This window comes from Frankia sp. Cppng1_Ct_nod, from assembly GCF_920656135.1.
In the GTDB taxonomy this organism is placed as follows: Bacteria; Actinomycetota; Actinomycetes; order Frankiales; family Frankiaceae; genus Protofrankia; species Protofrankia meridionalis.
The window spans coordinates 41,086-56,218 of sequence record NZ_CAKKTK010000025.1 but is presented as its reverse complement, the minus strand read 5'-3'; the positions used below and the strand labels follow the sequence as shown (position 1 = coordinate 56,218).

Here is a 15,133-nt window from a genome sequence, read left to right as displayed (position 1 = left end):
ACCTTGGAGAGGAGCTCGCCCTCGACCCGGGAAACCCACCGGCCGGTCATCTGGAACCCCTGCGCCAGCAGCGCGGTGTCGAGGGCGTGCCAGCCGTAGGAGTCGGTGACCTCGCGGACCAGCCGTTCGCCCCGCAGTACCCGCCAGATGGTGGTGGCGAAGCGCATGAGATCCGGCCTGCCCGACGACCCCGAGGACGACGACGGTGACCGTGACGTGGTGGCCGTCCGCCCATGCGGCCGCCACGTCCGTCCGGCAATACCGCTGGGCCGTGTCCAGGTCGAGCAGTCGCGCCGGCAGGCGGAGCATCATTTCCTCTCACCCACAGTCACCAGTCACCAGTCACCAGTCGGCGGTCGGCGGTCGGCGGTCGGCGGCACGGGGTAGGCGCCAGCCTGCGCACGTTCCGATCAATTTTTCTGATCAGATAGCGCCAGTTCTGGCGTGGTACCGGCTCGTGTCGTCAATACGGTCAGAACGGTTAGGCACGGTACTCGGGATTTGCGAAGTCGAAGCGAGCGCCGGCGTCCCATTCTTTTCGCTGGTTGCCGTATTCGGGAAACCCGCCGGCAGAGCGAAGCAGCTGGGCCAGGTGCATCAGGTTCCAGGTCATAAAAGTCGTGTTTCGGTTCGTGAACTCATTGTCCAGACCGACTCGCGAGCCGTCCTCGAGCACATCTCCGTAGCTCGGCCCTGGTCCGGCCTCGCCGATCCAGCCGGCATCGGACTGAGGGGCCACGCTGTAGCCGATGTGCTGCAAGCTGTACAAAATGTTGGATGCGCAGTGTTTGATTCCGTCTTCGTTACCCGTGATCAAGCATCCGCCGACCTTGCCGTAATAGAGCCACTGCCCCTTGTCGTTGAGTTCCCCGGAGTGTGCGTACAACCGCTCGATGATCTTCTTTGTCTCGCTGCTGTTGTCGCCGAGCCAGATCGGCCCGGCGATCACGAGGATGTCCGCGGCAAGCACCTGTTCGAACAGGTCCGGCCACGCGTCGATCTCCCAGCCGTGCTCGCGCATATCCGGGTAGACACCGGTCGCGATCGGATGGTCGACGGCACGGAACTGGTCGACACGCACCCCGTGTTTCGCCATGATCGATGCGCTTATGTCGATTAGTAGCTGGGTGTGACTGATCTCCGGTGATCGAGTCAGGGTTGTGTTGATGAACAGCGTGGTCAGGCCCGAGAAATCAGTGTTTACACTGGTCATGACGAGCAGGTTACGGACACTTGGGCACGATCGATAGCCAGCCCCTTACGGTTTGCGCACACGGACGATGCCCAGGCGCGTCCAGCGAGCATGGTCATATACTGCTTGGCGCCTTCACCACCGGACAGGCCGACCCAGAGTCCGAGCGCATCACGGTCGCCGTCGACGGTGCCGCCCATCGCGACATAGACCGTGTGGGACTCCAAAATTCGGGTTTTGGCCCGTGAGTCGGCTTTTGCGGTTGATGCGACCGTCTGCGGAAGTTGAAATGCTCCGCATATGCGGTTGAGGACTCCGGTCAGATGCCGTTCGGAGACGAGCAGCGGTCTGTCGGTGCAGACGTGGTCTTTCTCGCGGTACCTATGCCTGGTCGGCGGCTTGCCGCAGCTCCGCAATGTCGATCTTTTTCATCTGCAGCATCGCCTGCATGGCGCGCTGGGACCGTCCGGGGTCGGGGTCGGCGAGCAGTTCGCCCAGCGCGGTCGGAACGATCTGCCACGACAGCCCGTACCGGTCCTTGATCCAGCCACAGGGTCCCTCCTGCCCGCCGTCGCTCAGCCTGCTCCAGTACTCGTCGACCTCCTGTTGGGAACCGCAGCTGATCTGGAACGAGATCGCCTCGGAGAACGTGAACTCCGGTCCGCCGTTCAGGGCGACGTACTCCTGCCCGTCCAGCACGAAGGTGACGGTCATGACCGTGCCCTGCGGGCGGGGTCCGGCCGGGCCGTAACGGGTGACGTCCACGATCGTGGAGTTCGGGAAGATCGAGGTATAGAAGTCGGCGGCCTCTTCTGCCTGGGTGTCGAACCACAGCCATGGAGTTGTCTTCGGCATCGTCCAGTCCCTTCTGCCCAGTGATCAACCGTATACGAGGTTCGCATCCTGTTCATCTTCGATCCCGAACGCCGCACGGTACTCCTCATCGCCGGAGACGAGGCTGTACGGAGCCGTGGAGTCCTTGTCGGCTCCACGGATTCAGGGCTCAGGATTCCCGGCTGGTGCCTGCCGCTGTCTCCCCTGTGACATCCTGTGGAAAACTTCCGTCTGTCCTCACATCATAACGATTGTCCTGTTTGGTGTGCGTGTGATGGAAGGCCGGGGTCATCACCCCACCTCCCGGAGGAGTCCCGTGAACTTCAGACCCGTCAGGGCCGCAGCCTTCGGCGTAGCCGCGATCCTGCTCCTCTACGGGCTGGGCGCCGGCATCGCGGCGCTCGGCTCGTTCGACCGGACCTCGGGCGGGGAGGTGGCGGTGGTACGTAACGGCGGCCCCTTCGATAACCACCGGATCCGTGGCGTGATCGGACCGGCGTCGACCCGGACCTGGGTGGGTTTCTTCTCCGACGTCCACAAGTACCCATCCCAGCAGCGTTTCTACACAATCACCGCGGATGCCGGGAAAGGCGACCGCGGTGGTGTGGACGTGGTGCAGGTCCCGTCCAAGGACGGTGTCGAGATGGGTATCGAGGGCACCCTGTACTTCACGCTGAACACCGATCACGAGGTGCTCAGGCTGTTCGACGACAAGTTCGGCACCCGTACCTTCCGATCGGTCGACGGCAAGAGCGAGTACCACCCGTACGACGGTGGTGCCGGCTGGTCGGCCTTCCTCGACTCGATCATCCGGCCGGTCATCGGGAACGACCTGCGTGAACAGATCAACAATTTTACCTGTGCGGAACTGGTCTCCAGCTGTGCGCTCGTGCAGATCGGCGCGGACCCGACCGCGACCCGGGGCGCGGCAGTCGTCTTCTCGTCCAACAATGGCAACATCAGTAAGGTCCAGGAGTCGATCAACAGATCCCTGGCCGCCGACCTGCGGGAGACCCTGGGCGCGGAGTTCCTCACCGGCCTGCGGTTCAACCTCGTGCGGATCACCCTCCCCGGTCAGGTGCAGGACGCGGTGAACAAAGCCCAGGCCGAGTTCGCCAACGTCAGCGCGGCCCAGGCCCGGGTGGCGCAGGCGAAGGCCGACGCCGAGGCCAACCAGCAGCGGCAGGCCGGCTACAGCCAGTGCCCTGCCTGTGCCTCCATCGACCAGCTAAAGGCGATCCCGAGCACCGTGACCGTCTATGCGCCCGGACAGCCGTTCGCCGTCACCCAGCCCCAGAAGTGAGCCGGCGTGCGCGCGTTGTGCGCCGGCCTGCTTGCCGGGGAACTGAACGATGAGGGTTCCACCGGGACCTCCTGACCGGCCGACGGGGCGGGGCTGGGGCACGCACCTCGCCGCATCGCTCCCCGTCCATCGCTTCGGGAGGCACGGGTACCCCGGCTCGTCGGTCGACACCCACAACCAGGGTGACTCCCTCCTCCGCCTCGCGATGCACGCACCCCAGGCCCGAGGTTAAAAATCAAGCTTATGGCAGTCGAGTCACTGTTGGAGATCGTCCATCGCGGTAGCCTGGAGGTTCCGGTCTGACGCCGCGCCTGAGCGAGAAAAGGTTCCGCGTGCTGTTCGACGGCTTCGAGTGGACAGACAAACCCGCCCCTGCTTCGGCTTGCCTCGATGGTGGAGGCACACCGTGCACCCTGCGGCATGCAGCCGGGTCGGGCCGAAATGGATCTCTGATCCGGGCCGGAGAACCCTGCCCGGCAGCCAGCGGCTGTCACCCGGACGATGACCCTTGGAATGCGCGGCGGTAGGCGTGGGGACTGGTCCCGACGAGCCGCCTGAAGCGGTCACGGAAGGTATTCGCCGATCCGAACCCGACCTGTCCGGCGATCATCTCGACCGGGTGGCGGGTGGTCTCCAGCAGGTACTGCGCCCGGCGCAACCGGGCGGCGTCCGCCGCCACCGCGCAGCCATGGTCCCGTCTGATCATGTGCAGGTTCGCCGTACCGGGTCAACCTTGATCACCGTGTCCGCTCCGGCCAGCGCATCCAGCCCCCAAGGGGCTCGAAGGGCGAAGGTCCCCGCGTCGACCTCCTCGGTCACCCCGCAGACCAGGAGCTGGTAGGCGACGCGCCCGCCGGGCAGACGGGTGCGCCCGAACACCTCGACCGGGGTCGACAGGTCGAAGGGTAGGACCCTGTCCAGGGCGAGAACGGCGACGGTGTGCATGGCGACAACCTAGACATCCACCCGGTTCTGGCCAACACGGTCTTCTCGCACAGGAACGACGGTTCGTCCGCCGAGCCCTGGTGGACGAGAAAGCCTGCTATGAGGCTGATCGATCGGGAGCTACCACGACCAGCCCGATGAACCACCGTCCAGTATTTTGGACGGTGGTCATAGTTGTGCCGGCTTGTGGATGCGCTCTGCGCTCGATGTCGCCGAACAATGCCTGGTAGCAGGCTACCATCCGATCCCGGGCGACAAGGTTGCCGCCAAGTTGGCCAGTATACTGGACATCAAACATAATGCTGTTATTCTCCTGTAGTGGTCAGCGTGGTTCGTCACAGTCGACCGAGTCGCCCCCGGCTCGTCCCACTCGCTGCCACCGCGCCGGACTCCAACATTGAGGAGAGACTCCAATGCGTGCTTGCGTGGTCCACGCCGCCGGTGACCTGCGCGTGGAGGAGGTCCCCGACCGGGCACCCGGGCTCGGCGAGGTGTCGGTCGCGGTAGAGCTCGCCGGCATCTGCGGCTCCGACCTGCACTACTGGCGGCATGGCCGCGTCGGTGACTTCCGCCTGCGGGAGCCGCTGATCCTCGGGCATGAGGTCATCGGGACTGTTGTCGACGTCGGCCCCGGCGTCACAGCCCTTGCGGTGGGCACATCGGTGGCCGTGCACCCTGCGACGCCCTGCGGAGCCTGCGCCGAATGCCGGGCCGAACGCGCCAATGTCTGCAGGCACAGCCGCTACCTCGGCAGTGCCGCGCAAACGCCGCACGTGCAGGGCGGATTCTCCGACCGGCTCATCGTGCCGGCACGGCAGGTACGCAGGCTCCCACCGGGCCTCGCAGCCAGGCGTGCGGTGCTCGCCGAGCCGCTGTCGGTGGCAGTGCATGCGGCAGCCCGCGCCGGCAATCTTGCTGGCCGGCGTGTTCTGATCACCGGCGCCGGGCCCATCGGCTGTCTTGTCGTGGCCGCCGTCGCGGCTGCCGGCGCCGAAGAGGTGGTGGTGACCGATCTGCTGCCCGAGGCCCTTGCCATCGCCACGGAGGTGGGTGCCACTGCCACGATCCCCGTCGATGGCACGAGCGCGAGCGACAGGAGTGACTGGCCGGGGGACTTCGACGTCGCGATCGAAGCCTCCGGCGCCGCGGCGGCGCTGCATACCTGTGTCGGTCAGGTCAGACGCGGCGGCACCGTCGTACTCCTCGGGCTACTGCCTCCCGGGGAGGTGCCCCTGTTGGGCAACATCGTCGTCACCCGCGAGCTGACCCTGCGCGGCGCCTTCCGCTTCGACCACGAGTTCGACACGGCGCTGGCGCTGCTCGCCGACGGACTTCCCGTTGGTCCCGTGGTCAGTGCCACGCTCCCACTCGCCGATGCGCCATCCGCGTTCGCGCTGGCCGCCGACCGCAGCCGCGCGTGCAAGGTGCTCCTCGATCTGGTTGCGGATCGATGATCAAAGTGCCTTCTCCTGCCTGACGGTTGGCCTTACCTGGAGGCATCTCATGTCTGATCTATCTGATCCGTTACGCGCGCTCGCCGAGGCGGGAGTGGCTGTCTGGTTGGACGATCTGAGCCGGGACCGGCTCAGATCGCAGACGCCGGGGTATCGCGCTTCCAGCCTGGCGGCGCTCGTCCGCGACAGGCATGTCGTCGGAGTCACCACCAACCCGACGATCTTTCACTCGGCGATCTCGGACGGACATGCCTACGACGGGCAGCTGCGCGATCTCGCCTGGCTGGAGGTCCGGCCCACAGAGGCGCTCAGGCTCATCACGAGCCACGACGTGCGGGCGGCATGCGACCTGTTGCGCCCGATCCACGACATGACCGAGGGTCGGGACGGGTTCGTCTCCATCGAGGTCGACCCACGCCTGGCGAACGACACCGAGCGGACCGTCGCCGAGGCCCAGCTGCTGTGGTGGCTTGTCGACCGGCCGAACGTTCTGATCAAAATACCGGCGACGGAACGCGGGGTGCCGGCAATCAGACGCACGCTCGCCGAGGGGATCAGCGTCAACGCGACTCTGATCTTCTCGCTGGACCGTTACGACGCGGTGATGAACGCGTTCCTGAGTGGGCTTGAGCAGGCCCGCCAGGCCGGCCGAACCCTTTCCCGCATCGCCTCGGTGGCGTCGTTCTTCATCAGCCGGGTGGATACCGAGGTCGACCGGCAGCTGGACAAGATCGGGACAGCTGAGGCGGTCGCGCTGCGTGGGCGCGCCGCGATCGCCAACGCCCGGCTCGCCTACCAGCGGCATCTGCGTGTCTTCGGCTCCGAGCGGTGGCGGGCCCTCGAAGTCGAGGGCGCTCGCTCGCAACGTCCCCTGTGGGCCTCGACCGGCGTGAAGGATCCCGCGTACGACGACACGCGCTACGTCCTCGACCTTGTCACGCCAGGCGTGGTGAACACCATGCCCGAAGCAACGCTCAACGCCGTTGCCGACCACGGCGTCGTTCGCGGCGACACGATGAGCGAATACCACGCCGAAGCGGAGCACGTCCTCGCGGCCCTCACCCATGTCGGCGTCGACTACGACGACGTCGTTCGGACCCTCGAGGTCGAGGGCGTGCACAAGTTCGTCGCCTCCTGGAACGCTCTCCTGGAATCGGTCGCCGTCGCCCTGGGGCATCGCGGAGCCGACGGGTGAGCGAGCAGACGGTGACCGCGGCCACGCGGTTCCCGACAGCCCTCGACGCGTTGTCCGTGGCAACGATCCGCACGCTGTGCATGGACGCGGTGCAGGCGGCCGGCTCCGGTCATCCTGGCACACCGATGGCGATGGCGCCGGTGGCGTACACCCTGTGGCAGCGCTTCCTTCGGTTCGACCCAGCCGACCCCATCTGGCCGAACCGGGACAGATTCGTACTTTCGTCCGGGCACGCGTCCACGTTGCTGTACGCGCTGTTGCATCTCGCGGACGTCAAGGCGGTGAACCGGGCGTACGAGTCGCTCGCCGACCCCGCGGTCTCCCTGGACGATCTGCGCCGGTTCCGCCAGATGGACTCCCGTTGCCCAGGTCACCCGGAATACCGGTGGACCTCCGGCGTGGAGGCCACCACCGGGCCGCTGGGTACCGGAGCCGCGACGTCGGTCGGCCTTGCCGTCGCGTCCCGGTGGTTGGCGGCGTATTTCAACCGGCCCGGGTACATGCTGTTCGACTTCGACGTGTTCGCGCTGTGCGGCGACGGCGACCTGATGGAGGGCGTGGCGGCGGAGGCGGCATCCCTGGCCGGCCACCTGGGCCTGGCCAACCTGTGCTGGATCTACGACAGCAACCGGATCAGCATCGAGGGCAGCACGGACCTGGCGTTCACCGAGGACGTCGCGACCCGGTTCGTCGGCTACGGATGGAAGATCATCCAGGTCGACGACGCCAACGACATGGCAGTGCTCGGCGACACGTTCGACAGCTTCCGCGGGGAGCGGCACCGACCCACGCTTGTCATCGTGAACAGCCACATCGGCTACGGGGCGCCGACCAAGCAGGGCACCGCAGCCGCACACGGCGAGCCACTCGGCGAGACCGAGGTACGCGCGGCCAAGCAGTTCTACGGCTGGCCGCCCGACTCCTCCTTCCTCGTCCCAGACGGGGTATACAAGCACGTCGCGGACGGCATCGGCGCTCGAGGCAGGGCGTTGCGCGACGAGTGGACGCAGACCTTCGAGCGTTACCGCGGCGACTACCCGCGACTCGCCGAGGCGCTCGTCCAGATGCAGCACCGGCGGTTGCCCGACGACTGGGACGCAGACATCCCGACCTTTCCCGCCGACGCCGGAGGCATGGCCACCCGCGACTCGTCCGGACGGGTGCTCAACTCGGTCGCGCGCAACGTCTCGTGGCTGCTCGGCGGGGCCGCGGACCTGGCCCCGTCGACGAAGACCGCGCTTACTTTCACCGGCGCCGGCGATTTTCAGCTCGGCAACTCACAGGGCCGCAATCTGCATTTCGGGGTACGGGAATTCACCGCTGCCGCCGTGGCCAGCGGCCTGTCACTGGCGAAGGCACGGCCCTACTGGTCGACGTTTCTTGTTTTCTCCGACTTCGCGCGGGGTGCTATCCGCCTGTCCGCGCTCATGGAGCTACCGGTCGTCCACATCTTCACCCACGACTCGATCGGGGTCGGTGAGGACGGTCCCACCCACCAACCGGTCGAGCAGCTCGCCTCGTTGCGCGCCATCCCGGGGTTGCTCGTCATCCGTCCCGCCGATGCCAATGAGGTGGCCGAGGCGTGGCGGGTCATCATGCGGCTTCGCCGTGAGCCGGTCGCGCTGGTGCTCACCCGGCAGGCCGTACCCACCCTCGACCGCACCGTGTATGCCCCCGCGCAGGGCCTTGCCCGCGGCGGTTACGTTCTTGCCGACCCGGCCGATGGCGATCATCCGGAGGTCATTCTCATCGGTACCGGCAGCGAGGTTCACCTCGCTGTATCGGCGTACGAGCGGCTGAGCGCCGGGGGCATCCGCGTAAGGGTCGTGAGCATGCCCTGCTGGGAGCTGTTCGAGCAACAGTCGGCCGACTACCGGGACCTCGTACTACCCCCTTCTGTCACCGCGCGCGTCGCGGTCGAGCAGGCGGCGACGTTCGGCTGGGAGCGGTATGTCGGTGTCGGTGGCGCGGTGCTGGGCATGCAGACCTTCGGCGCCTCCGCGCCGCTGGGGGCGCTGCTCACCAGGTTCGGCTTCACCCCGGAGGTCCTCGTCCGTGTTGCCTGGGAGCAGGTGCGAGCCGCGTCCGGCAAGGCAGGTCGGCCAGAACTGATGTCGGCCAGAACTGAAGGAGGTAGCAGTGACAGACCAGGCGCAGATCGGCGTGACCGGGCTTGCGGTGATGGGGCGCAACCTGGCACGTAACTTCGCGCGGCACGGTTACTCCGTCGCGGTCCACAACCGCAGTACGGCCCGGACCGCCGCCCTTGTCGACAACCACGGCGACGAGGGCACGTTCATCGCGGCGGAGTCCCTGGAGGACCTCGTCGCCTCGCTGGAACGTCCGCGCCGCATTGTGATCATGATTAAGGCGGGGGCGTCGACCGAATCCGTGATCAATGAACTCGTGCCGCTGCTGGATCCTGACGACATCCTCGTCGACGGTGGCAACGCGCACTTCATCGATACTCGTCGACGAGAGGCTGAGCTGCGGGAGCGGAGCATCCACTTCGTCGGCACGGGTATCTCCGGAGGTGAGGAGGGCGCGCTGCTCGGACCGAGCATCATGCCCGGTGGCTCGGAACACGCCTACGCCCGTCTTGGCCCGATCCTCGAGGACGTCTCGGTCAAGGTCGACGGCACGTCCTGCTGCGTGCACGTCGGCCCCGACGGTGCCGGGCACTTCGTCAAGATGGTGCACAACGGCATCGAGTACGCCGACATGCAGCTCATCGCGGAGGCCTACGACCTGCTGCGACACGGTCTCGAGATGTCTGTGGCCGATGTCGCCGAGGTTTTCCGCGGCTGGAACTCCGGTGACCTTGAGTCGTTCCTCGTTGAGATCACCGCGACGGTCCTCGCCCATGTCGACACAGCCACCGGCAGGCCGTTCGTCGACGTGGTTCTCGACCAGGCCGAACAGAAGGGCACCGGCCGGTGGACGGTGCAGAGCGCGCTGGACCTCGGTGTGCCGATCACAGGCATCGCGGAGGCTGTCTTCGCGAGGTCGTTGTCCGGTCATGTCGGGCAGCGTGCCGCCGCACGCGCCCTGCCCGGCCCCGTCGGTCGCCGTCTCACCGGCGTGGACGCCGACCGCCTCGTTGAGGACGTCCGCCAGGCACTCTACGCATCCAAGATGGTTGCCTACGCCCAGGGCTTCGACCAGATGGCAGTGGCAAGCACGCAGTACGCCTGGGATGTCGACCTCGGCATGATGGCCGCGATCTGGCGCGGCGGCTGCATCATTCGAGCGCGTTTCCTCGACCGGGTCCGCGAGGCATACGAGAAGGAACGTGGGCTGCCGTCGCTGCTCGTCGACAGTTACTTCACGGCCGCTGTCGGCGAGGCGCAGGAGGCGTGGCGGCGGGTCATCGCCACATCGGCATCCCTGGGGATTCCCGCGCCAGGTTTCACCTCGTCGCTCGCCTACTATGACGCGCTCCGTCGGGACCGGTTGCCCGCGGCGTTGGTCCAGGGGATGCGCGACCTCTTCGGAGCGCACACCTACCGTCGGGTCGACCGGGAGGGATCGTTCCACGTCTCATGGGCCGGGAACGGCCAGGAGGTACAGGTCTGACCTGACCTCTTTTCCACCTGTTTGCGCCGAGCTCTGGTTTCAGCGACACTCCGGACCGGGAGTGCCACTGGTCCGGACCCCGATGCGGTTCGCTCGCACCGCTTCGCGTCTTCGGATGTCCCGCCTTCGGATGCCTCAGGGAGAACCAGGAGCGACGATGACGACCGAGCGCACGTCCGTCGAGAACTATCTGATCGACATGGACGGGGTTCTGATGCACGAGGCCCAGCCGGTGCCGGGAGCGGACGCCTTCCTGCAGAAGGTCGCCGCTGCCGGCCTCGGCTATCTCGTTCTCACCAACAACTCGATTTTCACCGCCCGCGATCTTCAGGTCCGGCTGCGTGACGCGGGCCTGCACATACCGGCCGACCGGATCTGGACCTCCGCGCTGGCCACCGCGCAGTTCCTGCACTCGCAACGCCCCGGCGGCACCGCGCACGCTGTCGGTGAGGCCGGCCTGACAACAGCCTTGCACGATATCGGATACGTGCTCACCGACCGTTCGCCCGAGTACGTGGTGCTTGGTGAGACCCGGACCTACAGCTTCGAGGCGATCACCCGGGCGATCCGGCTGGTCCGCGACGGCTCGCGGTTCATCGCGACGAACCCCGACCCGACCGGACCGTCCGCCGAGGGCCTGCTCCCGGCCACCGGCGCCGTGGCGGCACTGATCACCAGGGCGACCGGGGTGACACCGTATTTCGTCGGCAAACCGAACCCGCTGATGATGCGCAGCGCACTCAACACCCTCGAGGCGCACAGCGAGACGACGATCATGATCGGCGACCGGATGGACACCGACGTGATCGCCGGCATGGAGGCCGGGATGGAGACGGTCCTGGTCCTGTCCGGTATCACTTCCGAGGTTGAGATCGACAGGTTTCCCTACCGCCCGTCCCTTGTCCTGCCCAGCATCGCGGACCTGCCGGTCGGCGTCCGGCCGCGGCACGTGTCGCTGTCCGCCGCGTAACCGCCGTTCTGGAGCGGGCGCTCAGGTGAGGCAGCTGGCTCGGACGTTGACTGGGAGGACCCGTTGGAGATGAGACTGGACCACGTCGGGCTGTACGTGTCGGACCTTGGGCGGTCTCAATGGTTCTACTGCACGGTCCTGGGAATGTCGGAGATACCTCGCCCGTCGGACTTCACCTTCCCGGTGTCTATTACCGGGGCGGTGGCGCGGAGGTGCATATCTTCGTGGAGACCACGGTCGGCCGGACAGCCTCGCTGCGCCAGGGGTGGAGTGAGGAGGAGTTACGTTCCGGCTACTGCAGCCACTTCGCGTTCCGAGTCGATGATCTGGATGAGTACCGGAAACGGCTCGCCGAGCACGGTGTGCCGCTCGTCGGTGGCCCTCGGGTGCGCGGGGACGACGTCGAACAGATATATTGCGCCGATCCGGACGGTAACATCGTCGAGCTGCTTACCCAGCTCGACGGGCACACCGCCGAACGGCGGCGGCGGGAAATCATCGAGTCCGGTCAGTCAGTGCCCATCGCACCATCGTGCTGCTGATCCGCCTGGCCGGGATTCTCACCGGACGACCGACCCCGGTGGGCGGATGCGGGGAGGCGGCCCGGGACTGCGCAGTGGTTCAGGCGGCCCTCGGGAACCGTCGGCGCAGGACCTCCAGGACGATGCTGTTGTCAAAGTCGACGAGGCCCTGCTCGACCACATCCGCGTACAGCTGCGCGACCGCGTCGGCCACCGGGAGCGTGACATGTTCGGCCCCGGCACTGGCGAGCACAAAACCGAGATCCTTGACCAGGTAGCCCGCTGGTCCGGTGCCATGGAAATCGCCGCTGATGAAGTGCTGCCGCTTCTGGGACAGGACCTCCGACCGTGCCAGGCCGTTGCCGAGGATGTCGAGCAGCGTCTCGGTGTCGAGCCCACCGCGCTCGGCGAGCAGCAGGGCCTCGGCGAGCGCGGTTATGGTCGCGGCGACGACGAGTTGGTTACACGCCTTGGCCAGGGAGCCGGACCCGACCGGCCCCATGCGGCGGATGGCCCGGCCCATCGCCTCGAAGTACGGCAGCAGCCGGGTACAGGCCTCCTCCGCACCTCCAATCATGATCGAAAGACTGGCGTCCTGGGCGCCCTTCTCCCCGCCGCTGACCGGCGCGTCGACCACGACCACGCCGCGCTCGGCGAGCCGGTTCGCGAGATCGCGCACCGCGACCGGTGACACCGTCCCCATGACGACGAGCGCGTCGACGGCGCTGCCAGGGGCGAGCAGCCCACGTGGGCCGTCAAGGACCTGCCGCACCTGAGGCAGGTCCGGCAGCATCGTGATGACGGTGCGGGCAGCCGTGCCGACCGCGGCGGGGTCGGCCGCGAGTTCGAGGCCGGCCGCAGCTGCAGCCCGGCTCGCAGCCTGACCGCGGTTCCAGGCAAGGACGTCGAATCCGCGGCGGGCGAGGTTGACCGCCATCGGAAGGCCCATTTTGCCGAGCCCGATGAAGCCGACCGTTGTGTCGGGCGTTGTGTCACCGGGTGCCGACGGGTCGGTCACAGCCGTCCCCCGAGTTTTGCCATCCGCTCGCGGAAGGTGGGCCGTTCCAGCACGGCGCCGTTCACGACGAACCTGGGCACCCGCCCGGCGAGTACGTCGAGCACGGTCCGCACGGCACTGCCGCCGTTACCAACCGCCATCTCGTCGGTCCAGGCCAGGCAGTGTGGGCTGAGTACCGTCCGCTCCAGGGTGAGCAGCGGGTTGTCGGGCGACGGCGGCTCGGTCTCGAACACGTCAAGACCCGCCCCGGCGATCCGCCCCTCGCGCAGCGCAGCCACGAGTGCGTTCTCGTCGACGATCGGGCCTCGGGCCACGTTGACGAGCACCGCGGACGGTTTCATCAGCGCAAGCCGTCGGGCGTCGACAAGATGACGGGTCTGCGCAGTGAGAGCCGCCATGACGATCACGGCATCCGCCTGGGTCATCACCGAGTCGACGTCGGCCAGCCGTACGCCGAGGGCCCCCGCGGACTCGGGGCTGCGATAGGGGTCGTACGCCACGACGTCGACATGGAACGGGCGCAGGAGCTCGACAAGATCGGTCGCGGTGTTCCCGAGCCCCAGTAGCCCGATGCACCGGCCGGTGAGTCCCCTGCCCATCCAGCCGGTCTTGTCCGCCCACCGGCTCTCCCTCGTCAGCCGGTCCTTGACGACAAGATGGTGCAGCGTTGCAAGTAACAAGGTCAGCGTCGCTGTGGCAACTGGCCTGCGTGCACCATCCGGGGTGATCGTCACGACCGCGTCGTGTTCGGTGCAGGCGTTGAGGTCGACCGTGTCGTAGCCGACGCCGAAGCGGGCGAAGACGGCGGGAGCGGGCTGACCTTCGTCGAACGTGCGCCGGGTCACCGCGGGCCCGGCGAATATCACGGCGTCGAGACCGGCGACGTCCTGGGCGAGCAGCTCATCGGTGTTGCGATCAAGATAGCGCCACAGGACACCCGCGCTTCCAAGAGCGTCAAGGCCGATGTCGCCCCACACGTTGCGGCCATCAGCATCGAGGAAGTCCCGGCTGACGCCGACCCGGAATTCGTCCACGGCACCTCCTAACGATCCTTGGGGCCTCCGGGCGCGCGAAAGGAGCTATGATCGCACGCCCTTTGGCCGGTGGAAATCTGTGGGACGGCACGAGAAGATCTATGAGCGAGCCGCCTTGGGCCAACTACAGAACCGCGACCGGATTGACGGGAGAGCCTGTCCCGCCCGGCACGTTGAGAGGTGCGACAACGAGGAGGAACTCGTACCTGCCGGCGTCGGCGCATGCCTGCGACAGAGCCTCCAGATCGAGGTTGTCCAGCAGGGGCACACCCATCGCGGTGATGGCAAGGGCGTGGATGGGGGAGTGGACGCCGGGCACCGGCGAGGGGCGCACGTCGCTGTCGCCGTCACCACCCAGCAGCGCGATGTCGCGTTGGGCAAGCAGCGGGAGGGCGTCGACGTGAAAACCGGCACTCGCCTCGGAGGTGTTCCAGGCGCCGACATTTCGACGGCGTTTGAAATGCCCTGAGCGCAGCAGTACGGCGTCCCCGTCGGTGATCTCGATCCCGAGCCGCTCCTCCGCGGCGAGTACGTCGTCGGCATGCACCGCCTGTCCGGGCTCGAGCCAGTCGACGTTCTGCACGAGCGGGATGTCGAGCAGCACGCCCCTCGTCGCGATCACACCCAGCTTGTCCACGGAGCCGTAGCGGGCGCCGCCGGCATCCACCACATCGCGTGCCCGCCGGCCGTCGAACAGCTGCCCGCGGTAGGCGATGTGCGACAGCGCGTCGAGGTGGCTGACCGCCTTCCCGTGGTAGTCGACCGCGATGAAGTCCTTGTGGGTCGAGGGCTCGGGCGCTTCGACGTCCCCGAGGTCCGACATGTAGTGCAGCGCGGGCTTGGCGTTGTCCGGACCCGGAACCGTGTTCCACGGCAGGGCCATGGGAACCACCACCCCGCTGCGGACGAGCTGGGCCGCAGCGTGTGCGTGCGCCGGCGTAAGCCGGTTCCACGCGCCGCGTTCAGGCGTTGACCAGCGGCCCCAGGCACTCACCTGCTCGAAGATGGCTTCGAACTCCTCGCGGGAAACCGGCGGTCCGTTGTCGGGATCCGCTGCCCGCGCGGTGGTGAGACTCTCAGTCATCAGCGTT

Annotated in this window: 15 protein-coding genes; 8 read left to right on the top strand and 7 right to left on the bottom strand. The window is 67.1% G+C overall.

The genetic code is table 11. From position 1 onward, the window contains the following. The first annotated feature begins 165 nt into the window (after positions 1-165). Positions 166-387 carry a hypothetical protein gene (locus NBW77_RS09925; protein ID WP_131746219.1) on the top strand — a complete coding sequence of 74 codons (222 nt, stop codon included), beginning with the start codon at positions 166-168 and terminating at the stop codon, positions 385-387. 94 nt (positions 388-481) lie between these two features. On the opposite strand, the gene NBW77_RS09920 is transcribed toward NBW77_RS09925, so the two are convergent. Next, positions 482-1,213 carry a flavodoxin family protein gene (locus NBW77_RS09920; RefSeq protein ID WP_131746220.1) on the bottom strand — a complete coding sequence of 244 codons (732 nt, stop codon included), beginning with the start codon at positions 1,211-1,213 and terminating at the stop codon, positions 482-484. Positions 1,214-1,573: 360 nt separating this feature from the next. Continuing rightward, on the bottom strand, positions 1,574-2,047 hold the full coding sequence (locus NBW77_RS09915) for a VOC family protein (RefSeq protein WP_131746222.1): 474 nt from the start codon (positions 2,045-2,047) through the stop codon (positions 1,574-1,576). Between the two features lie 295 nt (positions 2,048-2,342). Between NBW77_RS09915 and NBW77_RS09910 the strand changes: the two genes are divergently transcribed. Next, positions 2,343-3,329, top strand: a complete 987-nt coding sequence (locus NBW77_RS09910; RefSeq protein ID WP_242605726.1) for an SPFH domain-containing protein — start codon at positions 2,343-2,345, stop codon at positions 3,327-3,329. A 490-nt stretch (positions 3,330-3,819) separates the two neighbouring features. Here NBW77_RS09910 and NBW77_RS22790 read toward each other — a convergent pair whose 3' ends face one another. Together NBW77_RS22790 and NBW77_RS22785 are read right to left on the bottom strand one after the other, a co-directional pair. Further along, on the bottom strand, positions 3,820-4,035 hold the full coding sequence (locus tag NBW77_RS22790) for a helix-turn-helix domain-containing protein (RefSeq protein WP_502799463.1): 216 nt from the start codon (positions 4,033-4,035) through the stop codon (positions 3,820-3,822). Beyond that, complete coding sequence (locus NBW77_RS22785; RefSeq protein WP_502799462.1) at positions 4,032-4,274, bottom strand: hypothetical protein; 243 nt, start codon at positions 4,272-4,274, stop codon at positions 4,032-4,034. The genes NBW77_RS22790 and NBW77_RS22785 overlap by 4 nt, the downstream gene beginning before the upstream one ends. Positions 4,275-4,687: 413 nt before the next feature. On the opposite strand from NBW77_RS22785, the gene NBW77_RS09900 reads away from it, so the two are divergent. The 6 genes from NBW77_RS09900 to NBW77_RS09875 all read left to right on the top strand — a co-directional run bounded on the left by NBW77_RS09900 (position 4,688) and on the right by NBW77_RS09875 (position 12,011). Next, a complete protein-coding gene (locus NBW77_RS09900; RefSeq protein ID WP_131746223.1) occupies positions 4,688-5,728 on the top strand; it encodes an L-idonate 5-dehydrogenase in 1,041 nt (346 codons plus the stop codon). A 49-nt stretch (positions 5,729-5,777) separates the two neighbouring features. Continuing rightward, positions 5,778-6,923, top strand: a complete 1,146-nt coding sequence (gene tal / locus NBW77_RS09895; RefSeq protein ID WP_250279612.1) for a transaldolase — start codon at positions 5,778-5,780, stop codon at positions 6,921-6,923. Beyond that, positions 6,920-9,127, top strand: a complete 2,208-nt coding sequence (gene tkt / locus NBW77_RS09890; protein WP_242605727.1) for a transketolase — start codon at positions 6,920-6,922, stop codon at positions 9,125-9,127. Before tal ends, tkt begins: the two co-directional genes overlap by 4 nt. Beyond that, a complete protein-coding gene (gene gnd / locus NBW77_RS09885; RefSeq protein WP_131746224.1) occupies positions 9,063-10,499 on the top strand; it encodes an NADP-dependent phosphogluconate dehydrogenase in 1,437 nt (478 codons plus the stop codon). Before tkt ends, gnd begins: the two co-directional genes overlap by 65 nt. A gap of 157 nt (positions 10,500-10,656) precedes the next feature. Then, positions 10,657-11,469 carry an HAD-IIA family hydrolase gene (locus tag NBW77_RS09880; RefSeq protein ID WP_131746225.1) on the top strand — a complete coding sequence of 271 codons (813 nt, stop codon included), beginning with the start codon at positions 10,657-10,659 and terminating at the stop codon, positions 11,467-11,469. Between the two features lie 119 nt (positions 11,470-11,588). Next, positions 11,589-12,011: a VOC family protein gene (locus NBW77_RS09875; protein ID WP_131746226.1), complete on the top strand. Its 423-nt coding sequence runs from the start codon at positions 11,589-11,591 to the stop codon at positions 12,009-12,011. 79 nt (positions 12,012-12,090) lie between these two features. Here NBW77_RS09875 and NBW77_RS09870 read toward each other — a convergent pair whose 3' ends face one another. From NBW77_RS09870 to NBW77_RS09860, 3 genes are all read right to left on the bottom strand, one after another. Further along, positions 12,091-13,008 (bottom strand): NAD(P)-dependent oxidoreductase, encoded by a 918-nt coding sequence (locus tag NBW77_RS09870; RefSeq protein WP_207386924.1) that lies wholly within the window; start codon positions 13,006-13,008, stop codon positions 12,091-12,093. Beyond that, positions 13,005-14,042 carry an NAD(P)-dependent oxidoreductase gene (locus NBW77_RS09865; RefSeq protein WP_250279611.1) on the bottom strand — a complete coding sequence of 346 codons (1,038 nt, stop codon included), beginning with the start codon at positions 14,040-14,042 and terminating at the stop codon, positions 13,005-13,007. Before NBW77_RS09865 ends, NBW77_RS09870 begins: the two co-directional genes overlap by 4 nt. Positions 14,043-14,166: 124 nt before the next feature. Next, positions 14,167-15,126, bottom strand: a complete 960-nt coding sequence (locus NBW77_RS09860; RefSeq protein WP_131746227.1) for a cyclase family protein — start codon at positions 15,124-15,126, stop codon at positions 14,167-14,169. Between the last annotated feature and the right edge of the window lie 7 nt (positions 15,127-15,133).

Excerpts from the sequence above, each read along its gene's own strand:
- tal (WP_250279612.1), top strand. The coding sequence starts at position 5,778 with ATGTCTGATCTATCTGATCCGTTACGCGCGCTCGCCGAGGCGGGAGTG.
- NBW77_RS09860 (WP_131746227.1), bottom strand. The coding sequence starts at position 15,126 with ATGACTGAGAGTCTCACCACCGCGCGGGCAGCGGATCCCGACAACGGA.
- NBW77_RS09900 (WP_131746223.1), top strand. The coding sequence starts at position 4,688 with ATGCGTGCTTGCGTGGTCCACGCCGCCGGTGACCTGCGCGTGGAGGAG.
- NBW77_RS09875 (WP_131746226.1), top strand. The coding sequence starts at position 11,589 with ATGGTTCTACTGCACGGTCCTGGGAATGTCGGAGATACCTCGCCCGTC.
- NBW77_RS09925 (WP_131746219.1), top strand. The coding sequence starts at position 166 with ATGAGATCCGGCCTGCCCGACGACCCCGAGGACGACGACGGTGACCGT.
- NBW77_RS09920 (WP_131746220.1), bottom strand. The coding sequence starts at position 1,213 with ATGACCAGTGTAAACACTGATTTCTCGGGCCTGACCACGCTGTTCATC.
- NBW77_RS09915 (WP_131746222.1), bottom strand. The coding sequence starts at position 2,047 with ATGCCGAAGACAACTCCATGGCTGTGGTTCGACACCCAGGCAGAAGAG.
- NBW77_RS22785 (WP_502799462.1), bottom strand. The coding sequence starts at position 4,274 with ATGCACACCGTCGCCGTTCTCGCCCTGGACAGGGTCCTACCCTTCGAC.
- NBW77_RS22790 (WP_502799463.1), bottom strand. The coding sequence starts at position 4,035 with ATGATCAGACGGGACCATGGCTGCGCGGTGGCGGCGGACGCCGCCCGG.
- NBW77_RS09880 (WP_131746225.1), top strand. The coding sequence starts at position 10,657 with ATGACGACCGAGCGCACGTCCGTCGAGAACTATCTGATCGACATGGAC.